This is a genomic window from Streptomyces sp. NPDC093260 (genome assembly GCF_040683715.1).
In the GTDB taxonomy this organism is placed as follows: domain Bacteria; phylum Actinomycetota; class Actinomycetes; order Streptomycetales; family Streptomycetaceae; genus Streptomyces; species Streptomyces sennicomposti.
Window position 1 is genome coordinate 84,147 of record NZ_JBFBEK010000006.1, and the last position, 19,703, is coordinate 103,849.

Annotated in this window: 12 protein-coding genes; 3 read left to right on the plus strand and 9 right to left on the minus strand. The window is 72.8% G+C overall.

Annotated features, from left to right (window positions below; all coding sequences use genetic code 11):
* Positions 1-88 precede the first annotated feature (88 nt).
* On the minus strand, positions 89-817 hold the full coding sequence (locus tag AB0N63_RS09910) for an SIMPL domain-containing protein (protein WP_365526619.1): 729 nt from the start codon (positions 815-817) through the stop codon (positions 89-91).
* 151 nt (positions 818-968) lie between these two features.
* Here AB0N63_RS09910 and AB0N63_RS09915 point away from each other — a divergent pair, with 151 nt between their 5' ends.
* Positions 969-2,789: a 5'-nucleotidase C-terminal domain-containing protein gene (locus AB0N63_RS09915; RefSeq protein WP_365526621.1), complete on the plus strand. Its 1,821-nt coding sequence runs from the start codon at positions 969-971 to the stop codon at positions 2,787-2,789.
* Positions 2,790-2,870: 81 nt separating this feature from the next.
* On the opposite strand, the gene AB0N63_RS09920 is transcribed toward AB0N63_RS09915, so the two are convergent.
* Both AB0N63_RS09920 and AB0N63_RS09925 read right to left on the minus strand, forming a co-directional pair.
* Positions 2,871-4,433, minus strand: a complete 1,563-nt coding sequence (locus AB0N63_RS09920) for a SidA/IucD/PvdA family monooxygenase (RefSeq protein ID WP_365526624.1) — start codon at positions 4,431-4,433, stop codon at positions 2,871-2,873.
* Positions 4,430-5,815 (minus strand): aminotransferase class V-fold PLP-dependent enzyme, encoded by a 1,386-nt coding sequence (locus AB0N63_RS09925; RefSeq protein WP_365526626.1) that lies wholly within the window; start codon positions 5,813-5,815, stop codon positions 4,430-4,432. The genes AB0N63_RS09920 and AB0N63_RS09925 overlap by 4 nt, the downstream gene beginning before the upstream one ends.
* Before the next feature lie 292 nt (positions 5,816-6,107).
* On the opposite strand from AB0N63_RS09925, the gene AB0N63_RS09930 reads away from it, so the two are divergent.
* A complete protein-coding gene (locus tag AB0N63_RS09930; RefSeq protein WP_365526628.1) occupies positions 6,108-6,659 on the plus strand; it encodes a GNAT family N-acetyltransferase in 552 nt (183 codons plus the stop codon).
* 209 nt (positions 6,660-6,868) lie between these two features.
* Here AB0N63_RS09930 and AB0N63_RS09935 read toward each other — a convergent pair whose 3' ends face one another.
* From AB0N63_RS09935 to AB0N63_RS09945, 3 genes are all read right to left on the minus strand, one after another.
* Entirely contained in the window at positions 6,869-7,714 is an 846-nt protein-coding gene (locus AB0N63_RS09935) for an NAD(P)H-binding protein (protein ID WP_365526631.1), read from the minus strand.
* Between the two features lie 193 nt (positions 7,715-7,907).
* Positions 7,908-10,427, minus strand: a complete 2,520-nt coding sequence (pepN, locus tag AB0N63_RS09940; RefSeq protein ID WP_365526634.1) for an aminopeptidase N — start codon at positions 10,425-10,427, stop codon at positions 7,908-7,910.
* A gap of 289 nt (positions 10,428-10,716) precedes the next feature.
* Positions 10,717-11,067 carry a chorismate mutase gene (locus AB0N63_RS09945; protein ID WP_365526637.1) on the minus strand — a complete coding sequence of 117 codons (351 nt, stop codon included), beginning with the start codon at positions 11,065-11,067 and terminating at the stop codon, positions 10,717-10,719.
* Positions 11,068-11,171: 104 nt separating this feature from the next.
* On the opposite strand from AB0N63_RS09945, the gene AB0N63_RS09950 reads away from it, so the two are divergent.
* Positions 11,172-12,077 carry a hypothetical protein gene (locus AB0N63_RS09950; protein ID WP_365526640.1) on the plus strand — a complete coding sequence of 302 codons (906 nt, stop codon included), beginning with the start codon at positions 11,172-11,174 and terminating at the stop codon, positions 12,075-12,077.
* Positions 12,078-12,515: 438 nt separating this feature from the next.
* Here AB0N63_RS09950 and AB0N63_RS09955 read toward each other — a convergent pair whose 3' ends face one another.
* The 3 genes from AB0N63_RS09955 to AB0N63_RS09965 form a co-directional block, all read right to left on the minus strand.
* On the minus strand, positions 12,516-13,979 hold the full coding sequence (locus AB0N63_RS09955; protein WP_365526643.1) for a glutamate synthase subunit beta: 1,464 nt from the start codon (positions 13,977-13,979) through the stop codon (positions 12,516-12,518).
* Entirely contained in the window at positions 13,972-18,483 is a 4,512-nt protein-coding gene (gene gltB / locus AB0N63_RS09960) for a glutamate synthase large subunit (RefSeq protein ID WP_365527039.1), read from the minus strand. The genes AB0N63_RS09955 and gltB overlap by 8 nt, the downstream gene beginning before the upstream one ends.
* Before the next feature lie 480 nt (positions 18,484-18,963).
* Entirely contained in the window at positions 18,964-19,695 is a 732-nt protein-coding gene (locus tag AB0N63_RS09965) for a VIT1/CCC1 transporter family protein (RefSeq protein ID WP_365526646.1), read from the minus strand.
* Between the last annotated feature and the right edge of the window lie 8 nt (positions 19,696-19,703).

The window sequence follows — 19,703 nt, forward strand, 5'->3', positions numbered from 1 at the left end:
GGTGTTGACAATCGGCGGGGTGTGCGGGAGGGCACTCGTGCGGGTGTTGCGCGCCTCCTCGTGTGGTCGTCGGGTGGTGCTGACGTGATTACAGTTTGGGCGGTCTCATGGTGAATCGCGCGTTGAGTTGCGCGTACACGTGCTGCCGTTCGGGTTCGAGGTCGAGCGGGGGTGCCTCGTCGGGTGCGGCGGCGCCGTAGCCGGCCATGGAGCGCATGCGCATGCCGGGGGCGGCCGGGAGGGGCTGGGGCCCTTCGGCGCCGATGTCGGCGATCTCGACGAGGGCGTCGAGGGTGGTGCCGAGTGCTTCGGCGTATTCCCGGGCGCGCTGGACGGCTTCGCGTACGGCCTGTTGGCGGGCGTGGCGGCGGGTGGGTGAGTCGGGGCGCAGTTCCCACCAGGGGCCGTCCACTCGGGTGAGGTCGAGGTCGGCCAGTCGGGTGGTGAGTTCGCCGAGGGCGGTGAAGTCGGTGAGTTCGGCGGTGAGGCGGACGGCGCCGTGGTAGGTGCGGATGCGTTCGCCGCGGCCGTGGCGGGTGAGTTCGGGGGTGATGGACAGGGCACCGGTCTCGATGCGTTCGACGGCCTGGCCGTAGGACTTGACGAGGTCGAGGACGGTGTTGTTGCGGCGGGTGAGGTCGTCGAGGGCGGAGCGGCGGTCCTTGCCGCGGGCGGTGACGGTGATGCCGATGCGGGCGATCTCGGGATCGACTTCGAGGTGGGCTTCGCCGCGTACGGCGATGCGGGGGGCGTCGGGGGTGCCGTAGGGCAGGGCGGGGCCGGCGGGTTCGGTTCGCTCTTCCGGGTGAAGGGTCATACGTCCCACTGTGTCACCGGTGGCGGGTTTCCGGGGATGGCTGGTCATCAGATCGCAACCTGTGGGGGGTGTTGCGCTTCGGTATGGCCCGGTCAGAATCTACGCGCGTCCATCTACGCGCGTCGTTGATCTTTCCCGAGGAGAACCAGACATGGCGTTGAACCGCCGGAAGTTCCTGAAGAAGTCGGCCGTGACCGGGGCGGGTGTGGCGCTGACGGGTGCTGCGGCGGCTCCGGCGGCGCAGGCGGCCGAGTCGGTGAAGGGGGCGGCGCATGGCCCGGGCAAGCGTACGAAGCGGTACGCGCTGACGGTGCTGGGCACGACCGACCTGCACGGTCATGTCTTCAACTGGGACTATTTCAAGAACGCGGAGTACGCCGACGCGGCGGGCAACGCGCAGGGTCTGGCACGGATCTCGACGCTGGTGAACGAGATCCGCCGGGAGCGGGGCCGGCACAACACGCTGCTGCTGGACGCGGGCGACACGATCCAGGGCACTCCGCTGACGTACTACTACGCGAAGGTGGACCCGATCACCGCCAAGGGCGGTCCGGTGCATCCGATGGCGCAGGCGATGAACGCGATCGGGTACGACGCGGCGGCGCTGGGCAACCACGAGTTCAACTACGGCATCGAGACGCTGCGCACGTTCGAGCAGCAGTGCGACTTCCCGTTGCTGGGGGCGAACGCGCTGGACGCGAGGACGCTGCGGCCGGCGTTCGCGCCGTATTTCATCAAGGAGTTCCGGGTGCACGGGGGTCCGCCGGTGCGGGTGGCGGTGCTGGGGTTGACGAATCCGGGTATCGCGATCTGGGACAAGGCGTATGTGCAGGGGAAGTTGACGTTCCCGGGGCTGGAGGAGCAGGCGGCGAAGTGGGTGCCGAAGCTGCGTTCGATGGGTGCGGACGTGGTGATCGTGTCGGCGCACTCGGGTACGTCGGGCAACTCCTCCTACGGTGACCAGTTGCCGTACGTGGAGGACGCGGCGGCGAACGTGGCGCGGCGGGTGCCGGGGATCGACGCGATTCTGGTGGGTCACGCGCATCTGGAGATCCCGGAGCTGAAGGTCGTCAACGAGGAGTCGGGCAGGACGGTCGTGCTGTCGGAGCCGCTGTGTTTCGCGGAGCGGCTCTCGGTCTTCGACATCGACCTGGTGTTCGACAAGGGGCGCTGGCACGTGGAGTCGGTCGCGGCCTCGCTGCGCGACTCCCGTACGGTCGCGGACGACCCGCGGATCACCCGGCTGCTGAAGGACGAGCACGCGAAGGTCGTCGAGTACGTCAACCAGGTCGTCGGCCGGGCGACCGAGACGCTGACGACGGTGGACGCCCGCTACAAGGACGCGCCGATCATCGACCTGATCACGAAGGTGCAGGAGGACGTGGTGAAGGCCGCGCTGGCCGGCACGGAGTACGCCGCGCTGCCGGTGATCGCGCAGGCGTCGCCGTTCTCGCGGACCTCGCAGATCTCCGCCGGCGATGTGACGATCCGGGATCTGTCGAGCCTGTACGTGTACGACAACACGCTGGTCGCGAAGTTGATGACGGGTGCGCAGGTGCGGGCGTACCTGGAGTACTCGGCGGAGTACTTCGTGCAGACGGCGGTGGGTGCGGCCGTGGACGTGGACAAGCTGACGAACGCGAACAACCGCCCGGACTACAACTACGACTATGTGTCGGGGCTGACGTACGACATCGACATCGCGCAGCCGGCCGGTTCGCGGATCAGGAACCTGAGCTTCGACGGTGCGGCGCTGGACGACGCGCAGCAGTTCGTGCTGGCGGTGAACAACTACCGGGCCAACGGCGGCGGTGCGTTCCCGTTCGTGGCGTCGGCCAAGGAGCTGTGGTCGGAGTCGACGGAGATCCGGACGCGGATCGCGGAGTGGGTGACGGCCAAGGGTGTGCTGGACCCGGAGGAGTTCGCTTCGGTGGACTGGCGGCTGACGCGGGCCGGTACGCCGGTGTTCTAGTCGCGGTGCGGGGGTCCCGGCGGCGGCGCGGGTGGGTGTCGTGGCCGCGCCGGGTCCCGTGCGGCGGTTGTGGGGGTGGCCTCAGATTCCGTCCGCCAGCGGGGTGAGTGCCCTGTGCCGGCGGGTTCGCGGGGTCTGGGGCCGCTGCTGTTCGCGCAGTCCGAAGGTGGTGAAGGCGGTGCGGTCGGGCAGCGGGTAGGTGTCCTTGCCGGTGACGGTGTTGAGGATGGTGGCGCTGCGCCAGGCGGCGAGGCCGAGGTCGGGGGTGCCGACGCCGTGGGTGTGCAGTTCCACGTTCTGGACGTGGACGTGGCAGCCGGCGGCGGCGATGGCGGGGTCGAGGACGAGGCGGTAGCGCTCGTCGACGCGGGGGCGGCCGCGGCTGTCGTGGCGCAGGTGGGGGGCGAGGCCGTCCAGCAGGGGGGTGAGGGGACGGCGGCGGTGGCCGGTGGCGAGGACGACGGCGTCGGTGGTGAGGCGGGTGCGGATGCCCTGCTGGGTGTGTTCGAGGTGGAGTTCGATCGAGTGCGGGGGACGGCGGTCGGCGGCGTGGACGCGGACGCCGGGGGTGAGGACGGCGTCGGGCCAGCCGCCGTGCAGGGTGCGGCGGTACAGCTCGTCGTGGATGGCGGCGAGGGTGTCGGCGTCGATGGCCTTGTGGAGCTGCCATTGGGCGGGGACCAGGCGGTCGCGGACGGGTTCGGGCAGGGCGTGGAAGTAGCGGGTGTAGTCGGGGGTGAAGTGTTCCAGGCCGAGTTTGGAGTACTCCATGGGGGCGAAGGCCTCGGTGCGGCCGATCCAGGTGAGGCGTTCACGGCCGGCGGGGCGGTGGCGGAGCAGGTCGAGGAAGATCTCGGCGCCGGACTGTCCGGAGCCGACGACGGTGATGTGGCCGGCGGCGAAGAGGGTGTCGCGGTGGTCGAGGTAGTCGGCGGCGTGGACGACGGGGGCGCCGCCGGGTGTGCCGGGGGTGGTGAGGAGGGGGCGCAGGGGGGCGGGGACGTGGGGTTCGGTGCCGATGCCGAGGACGACGTGGCGGGTGTAGGTGCGGCCGAGGGCTTCGGCTTCGCCGTCGGCGTCGAGCTGGGTGAAGTCGACTTCGAAGAGACGGTGTTCGGGGTGCCAGCGGACGGCGTCGACCTGGTGGCCGAAGTGGAGGGCGGGGAGCTGGTCGCACACCCAGCGGCAGTAGGCGTCGTACTCGGCGCGCTGGAGGTGGAGGCGTTCGGCGAAGTAGAAGGGGTAGAGCCGGTCGTGGGTGCGGAGGTAGTTGAGGAAGGACCAGTTGCTGGTGGGGTCGGCGAGGCTGACGAGGTCGGCGAGGAAGGGGACTTGGACGCGGGCGCCGTCGATGAGCAGGCCGGGGTGCCAGTGGAAGCGGGGGCGTTGTTCGTAGAAGGCGGTGGACAGGCCGGTGAGGGGGTGGGCGAGGGCGGCCAGGGAGAGGTTGAAGGGGCCGATGCCGATGCCGACGAGGTCGCGGGGGGTGGTGGGGGTGCGGCGGGGCGGGTGGTCGGTGCGGGGGCGGTCCTCACGGGGGCGGTTCGGGCGGGGGCGCCCGACGTGACCGGGGGCGGAGTGGTCGGAGTGGCCGGGGTGACCGGAGTGGGGGCGGTCGGGGCGGCTCGGGTCGGGGTGGTTCATCCGTGGGTGGTTCCTTCCACCAGTTTCAGCAGGGCGGCCAGGTCGTCGGGCCGGGTGTCGGGGTTGAGGAGGGTGGCCTTGAGCCAGAGCCGGTCGTCCGGGCGGGCGCGACCGAGGACGGCGCGGCCGTCGGTGAGGAGCCTGCGGCGTACGGCGGCGACGGCGTCGTCGGTGGCGCCCTCGGGTCGGAACAGGACCGTGCTGATGACGGGCCGGTCGTACAGTTCGAAGCCGGGGTGCGCGTGGATCAGGTCGGCGAACTCGCGGGCGCGTGCGCAGACCTGGTCGACGAGGGCGCCGAGCCCGCGGCGGCCGAGGGTCTTGAGGGTGACGGCGATCTTGAGGATGTCGGGGCGGCGGGTGGTGCGCAGGGAGCGGCCGAGGAGGTCGGGGAGGCCGGCTTCGGTGTCGTCGTCGGCGTTGAGGTAGTCGGCGCGCTGGCCGAGGACGTCGAGGTCGCGGGGGCGGCGGACGGCGAGGAGGCCGGCGGCGACCGGCTGCCAGCCGAGTTTGTGCAGGTCGAGGGTGACGGTATGGGCCGCTTCGAGGCCGGTGAGCCGGTCGCGGTGGCGGTCGCTGAACAGGAGACCGCCGCCGTGGGCGGCGTCGATGTGCAGACGGGCGCCGTGGGCGGCGCACAGTCCGGCGATCTCGGGCAGGGGGTCGATGAGGCCGGCGTCGGTGGTGCCGGCGGTGGCGGCGACGAGGAGGGAGCCGCGGGGGCCGGCGGTGTCGGTGAGGGCGCGGTGCAGGGCGGCGAGGTCGATGGTGCCGGCGGGGGCGGGGACGACGACGGGTTCGGGCAGACCGAGCAGCCAGGCGGCGCGGGGCAGGGAGTGGTGGGCGTTGGCGCCGTGGACGAGGCGGACACCGCCGCCGTGGGACTCGCGGGCCAGCAGCAGGGCGAGGTGGTTGGACTCGGTGCCGCCGGTGGTGACGACGGCGTCGGCGAGGCCGGCGAGGTGGGCGAGTTCGCGGGTGACGAGGGCTTCGAGTTCGGAGGCGGCGGGGGCCTGGTCCCAGGAGTCGAGGGAGGGGTTGAGGACGGCGGCGGCGAGGTCGGCGGCGGCGGCCACGGCGAGCGGCGGGCAGTGCAGATGGGCGGCGCACAGCGGGTCGGCGGGGTCGGCGGCGCCTTCGGCGAGGGCGTGGACGAGGACGCGCAGGGCCTCGGGGTCGCCGTCTTCGGGCAGGACCTCGCCGAGGGCGTCGCGCAGCCGGGCGGCGACGGCTTCGGGGCCGCCCGCGGGCAGGGGTCCGCCGCGGGCGCGCCGGCCGGTGCCGAGGGCGCCGAGCACGGTGTCGAGCAACGGCCGCAGGGCGCCGGGGCCTTCGGGACCGGAGGCCAGGGCCCGCGGGTCGGGCGGGGGCGGAGTGCTCATGGGCTGTCCTCCGGGGCGCGGGGGCAGGGATCTCCAGCTTGGCGGCCCGCGGTCCGACGCGCCCGGGAAGCCCGGTGATCGCGACCCGAAAGTGGGTACTTCCTTGCGGGTGAGAGGTGTTGGGGCCGCGGAGCGGATGCGGCCGGTGCTGTGACCGGGAGGGTTCGCCGGGAAGCTCGCGGCGTCCGGTGACGGGGGCGCCTCCCGCGCCGTTCGGGCAGTGGGGGAGCCCCGCCGTGCCGGGTGTCGCGAGCCGGTGGGCCTTCCCGGTCACAGCGCTGACGTCGGGAGGATGGATGACGCTGTGCTGATCGATGTGCCCGGTGAGCGGGTGGTGGTGCGTGCGCCCGGTCCGCGGGACGAGGGGCCGTTGCTGACGCTGTTCGAGGAGTGCGAGGACTGGTTCGTGGCGGCGACGGGGCTGCCGTCGGGGCCGGGTGATGTGCAGAGCCTGTTCTACTCGCTGCCCGAGGGGGCGGATCCGGACGCCAAGTCGCTGTGGGTGGTGGAGCGGGACGGGGTGGTCACCGGCCTGGTGGACGCCGTACGCGACCATCCGGAGCCGGGTTCGGTGGCGGTGGGGCTGTTCCTGCTGGCGCCCTGGGCGCGGGGCCGGGGGCTGGGCCGGGCGGTGGCCGAGGCGCTGCTGGCGCGCGCGGAGGGGGTGACGCGGGTGACGGCGACCGTGCCGTCCGGCTGGCGGCCCGGGGAGCGGTTCGCCGAACGGCTCGGCTTCATGCTGGAGGAGGCCACGACGCCGGCCGCACAGGTGGGCAACCGGCGGGCGGGTCCGCGCGAACCGTCGCTGCGGAGGGCGGAGTTGCGGCTCGCTCCGCGCGGGTGAGTGGTGCGGATGGGGCGGCGTGGGTGTGCCCGGCCCCGGGCTCACCGGCCCGCCGCCGACCCGCCGGCCTGCGGCCGGACGGCCTGCGGCTGATGGGCCGGCCATCCGGTTCGCGGGCCCGGCTCACCGGCCGTCCGGCCGGCTCGTCGTTCGGGCGGTCGGCCGGACGGGGAGCCGCGGGTGGGGTCGGGGCCCTGGTCGGGGCGGGCTCAGGGCGCGGAGGAGGGCTGGAAGTCGGTTCGATGGTCCTCGGCCCAGTGGGTGAAGGTGCGGGCCGGGGTGCCGGTGATCTTCTCGACCGTGTCGTTGATCTCCGGGGTCGCCCCGACGGCGGCCCGGAAGGTCTTCAGCAGGCTCTCCAGCATGCCCGGCGGCACGTGCGGGAAGAGGTCGGGGCCGGCCTCCTCGGGCGGCACCTCCTCGAAGGTCAGCTCGCGGCCGAGGGCGCGGCCGATCGCGGCGACCTGTCCGGCGTTGGTGGTGGCCTGCGGTCCGGTGAGGCGGTGGACGGTCCCCGCGTGGCCGGGGTCGGTCAGGGCGCGTTCGGCCACGGCGGCCATGTCGTCCTCGTGGATGGGCGCGCTGCGGGCGCCGGCGAAGACGCCGCGCACGGTGTCCCCGGCGCGGATCTGCGGCGCCCACTGGAGGGCGTTGGTGGCGAAGCCGCCTGGCCGCAGGAAGGTCCACTCGAGGCCGCTGTCGCGGACGGCCCTCTCCACGGTGGCGTGCATGACGTGGATGGGGTGGGTCTCGTCGGCGCCCTCCGCGATGATCGCGGAGGAGAGCAGGACGACGTGCCGGACGCCGGCCTCGCGGGCCGCCCGCAGCAGTTCGCCGGGCCGCTCCCCGGCGGCCTGCGCGTACAGGAACAGCCGGGTGGCGCCCGTGAACAGGGCGGCGGGGTCGTCGTGCCGGAAGCGCACCACCTCGGCCTCGGCGGGCAGGGCGGCGCGGCGCGGGTCGCGGGTGAGGGCCCGCACGGGCCGGCCGGCAGCGACGAGCCGGTCGACGAGGGCACGGCCGACGTTGCCGGTGGCGCCGGTGACTACGATCACGGTTTCCTCCGTGGCTCGGGTGGTCGTCCTCGGGAGTGCCGGGCCTAGGGAGGCCGGGCGGGCCCGCGCGTCGTCGGCAGGTACCAGGCGTGTCGTACGCCCTCAGGCGTACGCCCCTCCCCCGTGCCCGTACGTCCTCGCCCCACGGGCTCCCCGCGGCCCCGCCGGCCGTACGCCGCCCCCGGCGCGGCGGTTACGCCTCCCGCACCCGCAGCGCCCGCGCCAGGTCGTCGAGTTGGTCGACCAGGGTGCGGCGCAGGGCCGGGACCGGGTCGCCGTCGCGCAGACAGTCCTCACCGAGGGCGAGGTGCGCGGCGTCGACGGCGTGGGCGGGGAAGGCGGAGCGTCCGGCGGCGCGGGCGATGGCGGGACCGCGGCGGGCGGCGACGGCGAGCACGTCCTCGTAGTAGCGCGGCACGTACTCCCTTACCAGTTCGTCCTGTTCGGGCTGCCAGAAGCCCTGCGCGGTGGCGGTGAACAGGTAGTTGGACAGGTCGTCGCCGGCGAACAGGGCCGTCCAGGCGGCGCGTTTGGCCTCCGGGTCGGGCAGGGCGGCGCGGCAGCGGGCGGCGCCCTCCTGGCCGCCGGCGGACGGGTCGCGTTCGAGTTCGGCGGCGATGGCGGCCTCGTCGGTGGCGCCGAGGACGGCGAGCCGGGCGAGGACGCGCCAGCGCAGTTCGGGGTCGAGTTCGGGCCCGCCGGGGACCATGCCGTCGGCGAGCCAGGCGGCGATGGTGTCGGGGTGGGCGGCGGCGTCCACGAACTGGCGTACGGCGATGAGCCGCAGTCCGGGGTTGTCGCCGTCCTCGGTGCGGCGCAGCAGGTCGCGGGCGAGGGTGGTGAGCGTGGTGAGGGCGGCGGGGCGGTCGTCGGGGTGCAGGTACCGGTCGGCGATCTGCGCGCCGGCGAAGGCGAGGACGCCTTCCACGAGGGCGAGGTCGGTCTCCTCGGGCAGGTGGGCGGCGGCGGTCGCCAGGTAGTCGGCGGGGGCGAGGTCGCCGTCGCGGACCATGTCGCGCAGGGTGTTCCAGACGACGGCGCGGGTGAGCGCGTCGGGGATGCCGGACAGTCCGCGCAGGGCGGTCTCCAGGGAGGACTCGTCCAGGCGGATCTTGGCGTAGGTGAGGTCGAGGTCGTTGGGCACGACCAGGGCGGGGCGGATGCCGGGGCGGGGGGCGGGGGCGCCGTCCCGGGGGACGTCGGTTTCGTAGCGCTCGCGCAGGGTGAGGGTGCGGCCGTCGGAGAGGTCGCGGTCGTAGACGCCGACGGTGACCCGGTGCGGGCGGGCGCCGGCGCGGTCGAGGGCGCAGCTCCACTGGCCGGGGCGGGCGTCGGTGGCGGCGGTGAGGGTGTCGACGCCGGTGGTGCGCAGCCAGGCCTCGGCCCAGGCGGGCACGTCGCGGTCGGTGGCGGAGGCGAGGGAGTCGATGAAGTCGGCGAGGGCGGCGTTGCCGAACCGGTAGCGCTCGAAGTGGGTGTTGATGCCGGCGAGGAAGTCCTTCTCGCCGAGCCAGGCGACGAGCTGGCGCAGGGCGGAGGCGCCCTTGGCGTAGGAGATGCCGTCGAAGTTGAGGAGGGCGGCGGCGGTGTCGTCGACGGCCTCGGGGGCGACGGGGTGGGTGGAGGGGCGCTGGTCGGCGTCGTAGCCCCAGGCCTTGCGGGAGACGCCGAACTCGGTCCAGGCGCCGGTGAAGCGGGTGGCCTCGGCGGTGATCTGGTAGCCCATGTACTCGGCGAAGGACTCGTTGAGCCAGATGTCGTCCCACCACTTGAGGGTGACGAGGTCGCCGAACCACATGTGGGCCATCTCGTGGGCGATGACGACGGCGCGGGTCTGGCGTTCGGTGTCGGTGACGGCGGAGCGGTAGACGAACTCGTCGCGGAAGGTGACCAGTCCGGGGTTCTCCATGGCGCCGGCGTTGAACTCGGGGACGAAGGCCTGGTCGTAGGAGTCGAAGGGGTAGGGCTCGGCGAACTTCTCGTGGTAGCGGTCGAAGCAGGCGCGGGTGAGGTCGAGGATCTCGTCGGCGTCGGCGTCGAGGTGGGGGGCGAGCGAGCGGCGGCAGTGGATGCCGAAGGGCAGGCCGCGGTGCTCGGTGCGCACGGAGTGCCAGGGGCCGGCGGCCACGGCGACGAGGTAGGTCGAGATGCGGGGGGTGATGGCGGCCGTCCAGACGCCGTCGCCGGTGTGCTCGGTGATGCCGTTGGCGAGGACGGTCCACTCCTCGGGGGCCTTGACGGTGAGGTCGAAGACGGCCTTGAGGTCGGGCTGGTCGAAGGCGGCGAAGACGCGCTGGACGTCGTCCAGGAAGAGCTGGGTGTAGACGTAGGTCTCGCCGTCGGCGGGGTCGGTGAAGCGGTGCATGCCCTCGCCGGTGCGGGAGTAGCGCATACGGGCGTCGACGCGCAGTTCGTGCTCGCCGGGGGCGAGGTGCGTCAGGGGCAGCCGGTTGTCGTCGAGGGCGGCGGGGTCGAGGGGCTGTCCGTCGAGGGTGGCGGAGCGCAGCTCGGCGGGCTTCAGCTCGACGAAGGTGTCCGTCGTGGCCCCCGTGCCCTGGCCCGTGCCGGTGCGTACGGTGAACCGGATGGCGGTACGGGAGTCGAAGGTGTCGTCCCCGACGGTCAGGTCGAGGTCGACGGTGTAGCGGTGGACGTCGAGGAGCTGGGCACGGGTCTGCGCTTCGTCGCGCGTCAGTACGGACATGCACGCCATGCTGCCTGATGCCCCCGGCGGGGCACGAGGGGGTTCCGGAGCCGGACCGGCCCTCCGGCGGCCGCCCCGCGCGCCGGAGGGCCCCGCCGCACTCCGCGATGAACCACCGGCCGCGCCGGCCGCGCCGCCGCGTGCGGCGCGGGAGCGGCGCGCGGACGCCGGGGCGGCGCCGGCAGGCGCGGTGCCTGGTGGACGCGGTGCGCCGGGCGTCCGGAGACCGGGCCGGGCCGCGGGGGCGGGGCCGGGCGCCTGGAGACGGTCCCGGCGCCGGGCCCCGGAGGACGCCCGCTCAGCCCGCCGCAGGTGTTCCCGCGGCGGCGGAGCCGTCCGCGATCCGCTCATGGTGCCTGATCACCTCGGCGATGATGAAGTTCAGGAACTTCTCCGCGAAGGCCGGGTCCAGCTTGGCGTCCTCCGCGAGGGCGCGCAGGCGGGCGATCTGGCGGGCCTCGCGGGCCGGGTCGGCGGGCGGCAGCTGGTGGGCGGCCTTGAGGTGCCCGACCTGCTGGGTGGCCTTGAAGCGTTCGGCGAGCATGTGGACGACGGCCGCGTCGATGTTGTCGATGCTGTCGCGCAGCCGGGACAGTTCCGCGCGGACGGCGGGGTCGACGTCACCGGTACCGGTGTTGCTGGTGGTCATGGTGGGCAACTCTACGGGGCTCCACGGGGCGGCAGGCGCGCGCGATCACGCCCGGCCTGCGCCTAAGGTGGAGGGGAGTTCAGGCCGTCCGAGGGGGTGTGGACGTGGCGGACGACGGGCCGGTCGAGCGCGGCTACCCGCATCTGGAGACGGTGCGCGCCGCGATCACGGCGCTCTACCGACGGCTGTCGTACGTCACCGTCCGGACGTTCGCGACCAGTGTGGCCCCGGTCGACGTGGCGTTCTGCGACACCGACGACCTGCACCTGGGCGCGCAGCAGGTGGCGCGGGAGCTGGTGCGGCACTACGGGCTGCCGGACGCCCGGCTGGTCGTCGGCTTCCGCGAGATGCGGCACGCGGCGAACGTGGAGCTGACGGCGGGCCCGGAGTACTTCGTGGAGCTGAACGACCGTTTCCGCACCCACCGCCGGGACATCGGCGCGGCCCTCGCGCACGAGGTGACCCACGTCTACCTGCACCGTCTGGACCTGTCCTTCCCCGGCACCCGGGACAACGAGATCCTCACCGACACGACGGCGGCGTACCTGGGGGCGGGCTGGCTGCTGCTGGACGCCTTCCGGCAGGACGGCGTCTCCTCGCAGAAGCTCGGCTACCTCACCCCGGAGGAGTTCGGGTACGTGGTGGCCAAGCGGGCGCTGGTCTTCGGCGAGGACCCCTCGACCTGGTTCACCAGCCCGCAGGGCTACGAGGCGTACGTCGAGGGGATGTCCCGGGCCCGCCGGGACGCGCGGCAGCCGCCGCTGACGGCGGCCGGCTGGTCGGGCCGCCGCCGTTACGCCCGCGACCGCCGCCACGCGCAGGACCACGGTCACGGTGCCGACCGGACCCCGGCGCCGACGGCCCCGTACTCGTTCACCTCCGGCGGCCCGGAGCCGCTGCGGGTGTCGTTCCCGTGCCCCATCTGCCACCAGCGGATCAGGGTACCGGTCCGGGGCCGGGTCCGGGCGCGGTGCGGGCTGTGCCGGACGGTGCTGGAGTGCGACACGTAGCGCACGGAAGGACACACGGGGACACGCGAGGACACGTGGCGGCACGGCGGGACGCATCGGTGCGGTGGGCGCGGCGGACCTGCTCGGCGGCGGTGTGCCGCGCCGCCGCTGACGGCGGCTCGTACCTGCGTGACGTCGGGGCAGGGCGCGCGATGGCCTCCGGTGCGCGCCGGGCACCGCTGACCGGGATGAGGGACACACCGGACCGGAAGCGCTCTCCCCCAACTCGCCGTCGCGCGAAGGGGACGGGGCTCACCGACGCCTCAGGGGTCCTGGACGGCGCCGCCCTCGTCTCCCCGACCGGGCCCCGGACATGCGTCGGCGCCTGCCCGGGGTCCGGTCGGGGACGGTGGGCAGGCGCCGGCGGCCCGTCTGGAGGGGGAAGCCCCTCGGCACGGCCCGCCCGTACGTCGTTGTACGGGACGTCTTGTGTCGCCGTCAGACCATCAGCGCGCGGTCCGTCGGGCGGATCGGGGCCGGCAGCTCGCTGGCGCCCGTGAGGTAGCGGTCGGCGCCGCGGGCGGCGGAGCGGCCCTCGGCGATCGCCCACACGATGAGCGACTGGCCGCGGCCGGCGTCGCCGGCGACGAACACGCCGGGCACGTTGGTCTGGAAGTCGGCGTCGCGGGCGATGTTACCGCGTTCGTCGAGTTCCAGGCCGAACTGCTCGACCATGCCGTTGGCGCGGTCGGTGCCGGTGAAGCCCATGGCGAGGGTGACGAGCTGGGCGGGGATCTTGCGCTCGGTGCCCGGCTTCGGGGTGAGCTTGCCGTCGACGAACTCGACCTCGGTCAGGTGCAGCCACTGGACGTTGCCGTCGGCGTCGCCCTCGAAGTGGGTGGTGGAGACGGAGTAGACCCGCTCGCCGCCCTCCTCGTGCGCGGAGGTGACCTTGTAGAGCATGGGGAAGGTCGGCCACGGCTGGGAGAGCGGGTTCCGCTCCTCGCCCGGTCGGGGCATGATCTCCAGCTGGGTCACCGAGGCCGCGCCCTGGCGGTGGGCGGTGCCCACGCAGTCGGCGCCGGTGTCGCCGCCGCCGATGACGACGACGTGCTTGCCCTCGGCGGAGATCGGCGGGCTGACGTAGTCGCCCTCCTGGACCTTGTTGGCCAGCGGCAGGTACTCCATGGCCTGGTACACGCCCTTGAGTTCACGGCCGGGCACCGGCAGGTCGCGGGCGGTGGTGGCGCCGGCGGCGATGACGACGGCGTCGTAGCGCTTCTTCAGGTCGGTGGCCAGGACGTCGCGGCCGACCTCGACGCCGGTGCGGAAGCGGGTGCCCTCCGCGCGCATCTGCTCGATGCGGCGGTTGATGTGCCGCTTCTCCATCTTGAACTCGGGGATGCCGTAGCGCAGCAGGCCGCCGATGCGGTCGGCGCGCTCGTAGACGGCGACGGTGTGGCCGGCCCGGGTGAGCTGCTGGGCGGCGGCCAGGCCCGCGGGGCCCGAGCCGATGACGGCGACGGTCTTGCCGGACAGCCGCTCGGGGATCTGCGGGGCGACGTCGCCGGTCTCCCACGCCTTGTCGATGATCGAGACCTCGACGTTCTTGATGGTGACCGGCTGCTGGTTGATGCCGAGCACGCACGCCGACTCGCACGGGGCGGGGCACAGCCGCCCGGTGAACTCGGGGAAGTTGTTGGTGGCGTGCAGGCGCTCCGAGGCGGCGGCCCAGTCCTCGCGGTAGGCGTAGTCGTTCCACTCGGGGATGAGGTTCCCGAGCGGACAGCCGTTGTGGCAGAACGGGATGCCGCAGTCCATGCACCGGCTGGCCTGCTTGCTGATGATCGGCAGCAGCGAGCCGGGGACGTAGACCTCGCTCCAGTCCTTGACGCGCTCGGTGACGGGGCGGGTCTTGGCGACCTCGCGGCCGTGGTTGAGGAAGCCCTTCGGGTCAGCCATTGATCGCCGCCTCCATCATCTTCTCGGTGATCTCGGTCTCGGAGAGACCGGCTCGCTCGGCGGCGTCCTTGGCGGCGAGCACTGCCTTGTACGTGCTGGGGATGATCTTGCTGAAGCGCTCGGCTGCGGCGTCCCAGTCGGCGAGCAGCTTCTGGGCGACGGTGGAGCCGGTCTCCTCCTGGTGGCGGCGCACCACCTCGTGCAGCCACTGCTTGTCCGTCTCGTCCAGCGCCTCGATCGCGTCGAGGTTGCCGGAGTTGACGTTGTCGCGGTCCAGGTCGACGACGTAGGCGATGCCGCCGGACATGCCGGCCGCGAAGTTGCGGCCGGTCTCACCGAGGACGACGGCGTGGCCGCCGGTCATGTACTCGCAGCCGTGGTCGCCCACGCCCTCGGAGACGACCGTGGCGCCGGAGTTGCGGACGCAGAACCGTTCGCCGGTGCGGCCGCGCAGGAACAGCTCGCCGCCGGTGGCGCCGTAGGCGATGGTGTTGCCGGCGATGGTGGAGTACTCGGCGAGGTGGTCGGCGCCGCGGTCCGGGCGGACGACGATCCGGCCGCCGGACAGGCCCTTGCCGACGTAGTCGTTGGCGTCGCCCTCCAGGCGCAGCGTGACGCCGCGCGGCAGGAACGCGCCGAAGGACTGGCCGGCCGAGCCGGTGAAGGTGATGTCGATGGTGTCGTCGGGCAGGCCCGCGCCGCCGAACTTCTTCGTCACCTCGTGGCCGAGCATGGTGCCGACCGTGCGGTTGATGTTGCGGATGGCGACCTGGGCGCGCACCGGCTGGGCGTCGGTGGCGGAGTCGGCGGACAGGGCGTCGGCGGCGAGCTTGATCAGCTCGTTGTCGAGTGCCTTCTCCAGGCCGTGGTCCTGGGCGACGATGCGGTGGCGCACCGCTCCCTCGGGCAGGCCGGGGACGTGGAACAGCGGTTCCAGGTCCAGGCCCTGCGCCTTCCAGTGGTCGACCGCGCGGGTCACGTCGAGGGCCTCGGCGTGGCCGACGGCCTCCTCGACGGAGCGGAAGCCGAGCTCGGCGAGGATCTCGCGGACCTCTTCGGCGATGAAGGTGAAGAAATTGACGACGTGCTCGGCCTTGCCGGCGTAGCGCTCGCGCAGCACCGGGTTCTGGGTGGCGATGCCGACCGGGCAGGTGTCCAGGTGGCACACGCGCATCATGACGCAGCCGGAGACGACGAGCGGGGCGGTGGCGAAGCCGAACTCCTCGGCGCCGAGCAGCGCGGCGATGACCACGTCGCGGCCGGTCTTCAGCTGGCCGTCGGTCTGCACGACGATGCGGTCGCGCAGGCCGTTGAGCAGCAGGGTCTGCTGGGTCTCGGCGAGGCCGAGCTCCCAGGGGCCGCCCGCGTGCTTGAGGGAGGTGAGCGGGGAGGCGCCGGTGCCGCCGTCGTGGCCGGAGATGAGCACGACGTCCGCGTGGGCCTTGGAGACGCCGGCCGCGACCGTGCCGACGCCGACCTCGGAGACCAGCTTCACGTGGATGCGGGCGGCCGGGTTGGCGTTCTTGAGGTCGTGGATCAGCTGGGCCAGGTCCTCGATGGAGTAGATGTCGTGGTGCGGCGGCGGGGAGATGAGCCCCACGCCCGGCGTGGAGTGCCGGGTCTTGGCCACCCACGGGTACACCTTGTGGCCGGGCAGCTGGCCGCCCTCGCCGGGCTTGGCGCCCTGGGCCATCTTGATCTGGATGTCGTCGGCGTTGACCAGGTACTCGCTGGTGACGCCGAAGCGGCCGGAGGCGACCTGCTTGATGGCGGAGCGTCGCGCCGGGTCGTACAGGCGGTCCGGGTCCTCGCCGCCCTCGCCGGTGTTCGACTTGCCGCCGAGCTGGTTCATGGCGATGGCGAGGGTCTCGTGCGCCTCCTTGGAGATGGAGCCGTACGACATGGCGCCGGTGGAGAAGCGCTTGACGATCTCGGAGACCGGCTCGACGTCGTCGACGGAGATCGGCGCGCGGTCGGACTTGAAGCCGAACAGGCCGCGCAGCGTCATCAGGCGCTCGGACTGCTCGTTCACCCGGGAGGTGTACTTCTTGAAGATGTCGTAGCGGCCGGAGCGCGTGGAGTGCTGGAGGCGGAAGACCGTCTCCGGGTCGAACAGGTGCGGTTCGCCCTCGCGGCGCCACTGGTACTCGCCGCCGATGTCCAGCGCGCGGTGCGCGGGGGCGATGCCGGAGGCGGGGTAGGCCTTGGCGTGGCGGGCGGCGACCTCCTTGGCGACGACGTCGATGCCGACGCCGCCGATCTTGGTGGCGGTGCCGTTGAAGTACTTCTCCACGAAGGACTCGTCCAGGCCGACGGCCTCGAAGACCTGGGCGCCGCGGTAGGAGGCGACGGTGGAGATGCCCATCTTGGACATGACCTTCAGGACGCCCTTGCCGAGGGCGTAGATCAGGTTGCGGATGGCCTGCTCGGTCTCGATGCCGGGCAGGAAGGTGCCGGCCCGGACCAGGTCCTCGACGGACTCCATCGCCAGGTACGGGTTGACGGCGGCGGCGCCGTAGCCGATGAGCAGGGCGACGTGGTGGACTTCGCGGACGTCGCCGGCCTCGACCAGCAGCCCGACGTGGGTGCGCTGCTTGGTGCGGATGAGGTGGTGGTGGACGGCCGCGGTGAGCAGCAGCGACGGGATCGGCGCGTGCTCGGCGTCGGAGTGCCGGTCGGACAGGACGATCAGGCGGGCCCCGTTGCCGATGGCGGCGTCGGCCTCGGCGCAGATCTCCTCGATGCGGGCGGCGAGGGCGTCGCCGCCGCCGGAGACCCGGTAGAGGCCCGACAGGGTGGCGGCCTTGAAGCCGGGCATGTCGCCGTCGGCGTTGATGTGGATGAGCTTGGCCAGCTCGTCGTTGTCGATCACCGGGAAGGGCAGGACGACGCTGCGGCAGGAGGCCGCGGTGGGCTCCAGCAGGTTGCCCTGCGGGCCGAGCGAGCTGCGCAGGGAGGTGACCAGTTCCTCGCGGATGGCGTCCAGCGGCGGGTTGGTGACCTGCGCGAAGAGCTGGGTGAAGTAGTCGAAGAGCAGCCGCGGGCGCTCGGAGAGGGCGGCGATGGGCGAGTCGGTGCCCATGGAGCCGATGGGCTCGGCGCCGGCCTTGGCCATCGGGGCGAGGATGACGCGCAGCTCTTCCTCGGTGTAGCCGAAGGTCTGCTGGCGGCGGGTGACCGAGGCGTGGGTGTGGACGATGTGCTCGCGCTCGGGCAGGTCGGACAGTTCGATCTCGCCGGCTTCCAGCCAGTCGGCGTAGGGCTGCTCGGCGGCGAGCTGCGCCTTGATCTCGTCGTCCTCGATGATGCGGTGCTCGGCCGTGTCCACGAGGAACATGCGGCCGGGCTGGAGGCGGCCCTTGCGGACGACCTTGGCGGGGTCGATGTCGAGGACGCCGACCTCGGAGCCGAGGACGACGAGGCCGTCGTCGGTGACCCAGTAGCGGCCCGGGCGCAGTCCGTTGCGGTCGAGGACGGCGCCGACCTGGGTGCCGTCGGTGAAGGTGACGCAGGCGGGGCCGTCCCAGGGCTCCATCATCGTGGAGTGGAACTGGTAGAAGGCGCGGCGGGCCGGGTCCATGGAGGCGTGGTTCTCCCAGGCCTCCGGGATCATCATCAGCACCGAGTGGGGCAGCGAGCGGCCGCCGAGGTGGAGCAGTTCCAGGACCTCGTCGAAGGAGGCGGAGTCGGAGGCGTCCGGGGTGCAGATCGGGAAGATCCGCTCCAGGTCGTCCTTGCCGCCGAACAGCTCGGAGGCGAGCTGCGACTCGCGGGCCACCATCCAGTTGCGGTTGCCCTTGACGGTGTTGATCTCGCCGTTGTGGGCGACGAACCGGTAGGGGTGGGCCAGCGGCCAGCTCGGGAAGGTGTTGGTGGAGAAGCGGGAGTGGACGAGCGCGATGGCCGAGGCGAAGCGGCGGTCGGACAGGTCCGGGAAGAACGGCTCCAGCTGCCCGGTGGTGAGCATGCCCTTGTAGACGAGGGTGCGGGCCGACAGCGAGGGGAAGTAGACGCCGGCCTCGCGCTCGGCGCGCTTGCGCAGCACGAACGCCCTGCGGTCCAGGGCGATGCCCTCGGTCGCGCCGTCGGTGACGAACAGCTGGCGGAAGACCGGCATGGTGGAGCGGGCGGTGGCGCCGAGCAGTTCGGGGGCGACCGGGACCTCGCGCCAGCCGAGGACGGTGAGGTCCTCCTCGGCGGCGATGGTCTCGATGCGCGAGACGGCGTCCTCGGTGCCCTCCCCGGGCAGGAAGGCGATGCCGACCGCGTAGCCGCCGGCGGCGGGCAGTTCGAATCCGGCCACCTCGCGCAGGAACGCGTCGGGCACCTGGGAGAGGATGCCCGCGCCGTCTCCGGAGTCGGGCTCGGAGCCGGTGGCGCCGCGGTGCTCGAGGTTGCGCAGCACGGTGAGCGCCTGCTCGACCAGCGCGTGGCTCGCCTCGCCGGTGAGGGTGGCCACGAAGCCGACGCCGCAGGCGTCGTGCTCGTTGCGGGGGTCGTACATACCCTGCGCAGCAGGGCGAGCATCCATGAACGACCAGTTCTGGCCGTTCTCGGAGTGCTGGGACGGCTGGCGCGGCGTACGCATCGGCTCTCCCGTCGTCGTCATCTGGCATGTGCTGGTGCCGAGGGACGACGTTGGCCCTCTGCGTAAGTGCGAAATTTCGTGCAGGTTACATGATGGAACGGTTCTCGGGAACCGGATACTCCGTTCCAACATGCGGACACCGAAGGGGGGTCGGCGGCGGGGGTTCCGCTTCCGGCGGCGCTGGTTTCAGGGGGCGGGCCGGCGACGACGAGATCGGTCGGATCGGGGTCCGTCGAGGCCCGGGGGGCGGGGCGGGCGGCATGGTCGCCCGCCTGCGCGAGGGTGCGCGGCAGGCGTCGTTGCCCGCAGCGCTTACGGCTCATGCCCGGTGGCACGTCACTCGAAACCAGCCGGTAACGGGTACTTATACGGTCCGACGCATAGGTACCAGTCGCCTCATCCTACGGCCGTTCCGAACAGGCTACCGAGGGCGTACGTCACACCGGCGGCGGCACCACCCAGGACAAGCTGGCGCAAACCGCTGTACCACCAGGTGCGCGCGGTCACCTTGGCCACCACCGCACCGCAGGCGAACAGCCCGATCAGGGCGAGCAGCACGGCCGGCCACAGCGCGGTGGCGCCGAGCAGACAGGGCAGCACCGGCAGCAGGGCGCCGAGCGCGAACGAGCCGAACGAGGAGACCGCGGCCACCAGCGGGGAGGGCAGGTCGCCCGGATCGACGCCCAGCTCCTCGCGGGCGTGTATCTCCAGGGCCTGCTCGGGGTCCTTGGACAGCTGGCGGGCGACCTCGCGGGCCAGCTCGGGCTCCACGCCCCGAGCCGCATACAGGGCGGCCAGCTCGTCCTCCTCGTCCTGCGGGTGCTTGCGCAGCTCGCGCCGCTCGACGGCCAGCTCGGCCTCGACCAGCTCGCGCTGGGAGGCGACGGAGGTGTACTCGCCGGCGGCCATGGAGAAGGCTCCGGCGGCCAGGCCCGCGAGTCCGGTCAGGACGATGGTGTGCTGACTGACGGCGCCTCCCGCGACGCCCGTCATCAGGGCGAGGTTGGAGACCAGACCGTCCATCGCACCGAAGACCGCCGGGCGCAGCCAACCGCCGTTCACATCGCGGTGCGTGTGGTTGTCGCGGTGCGCCTCGTGGAGCGGCGCTTCGGTGTCGAGGATGGCCACAGGTTCCC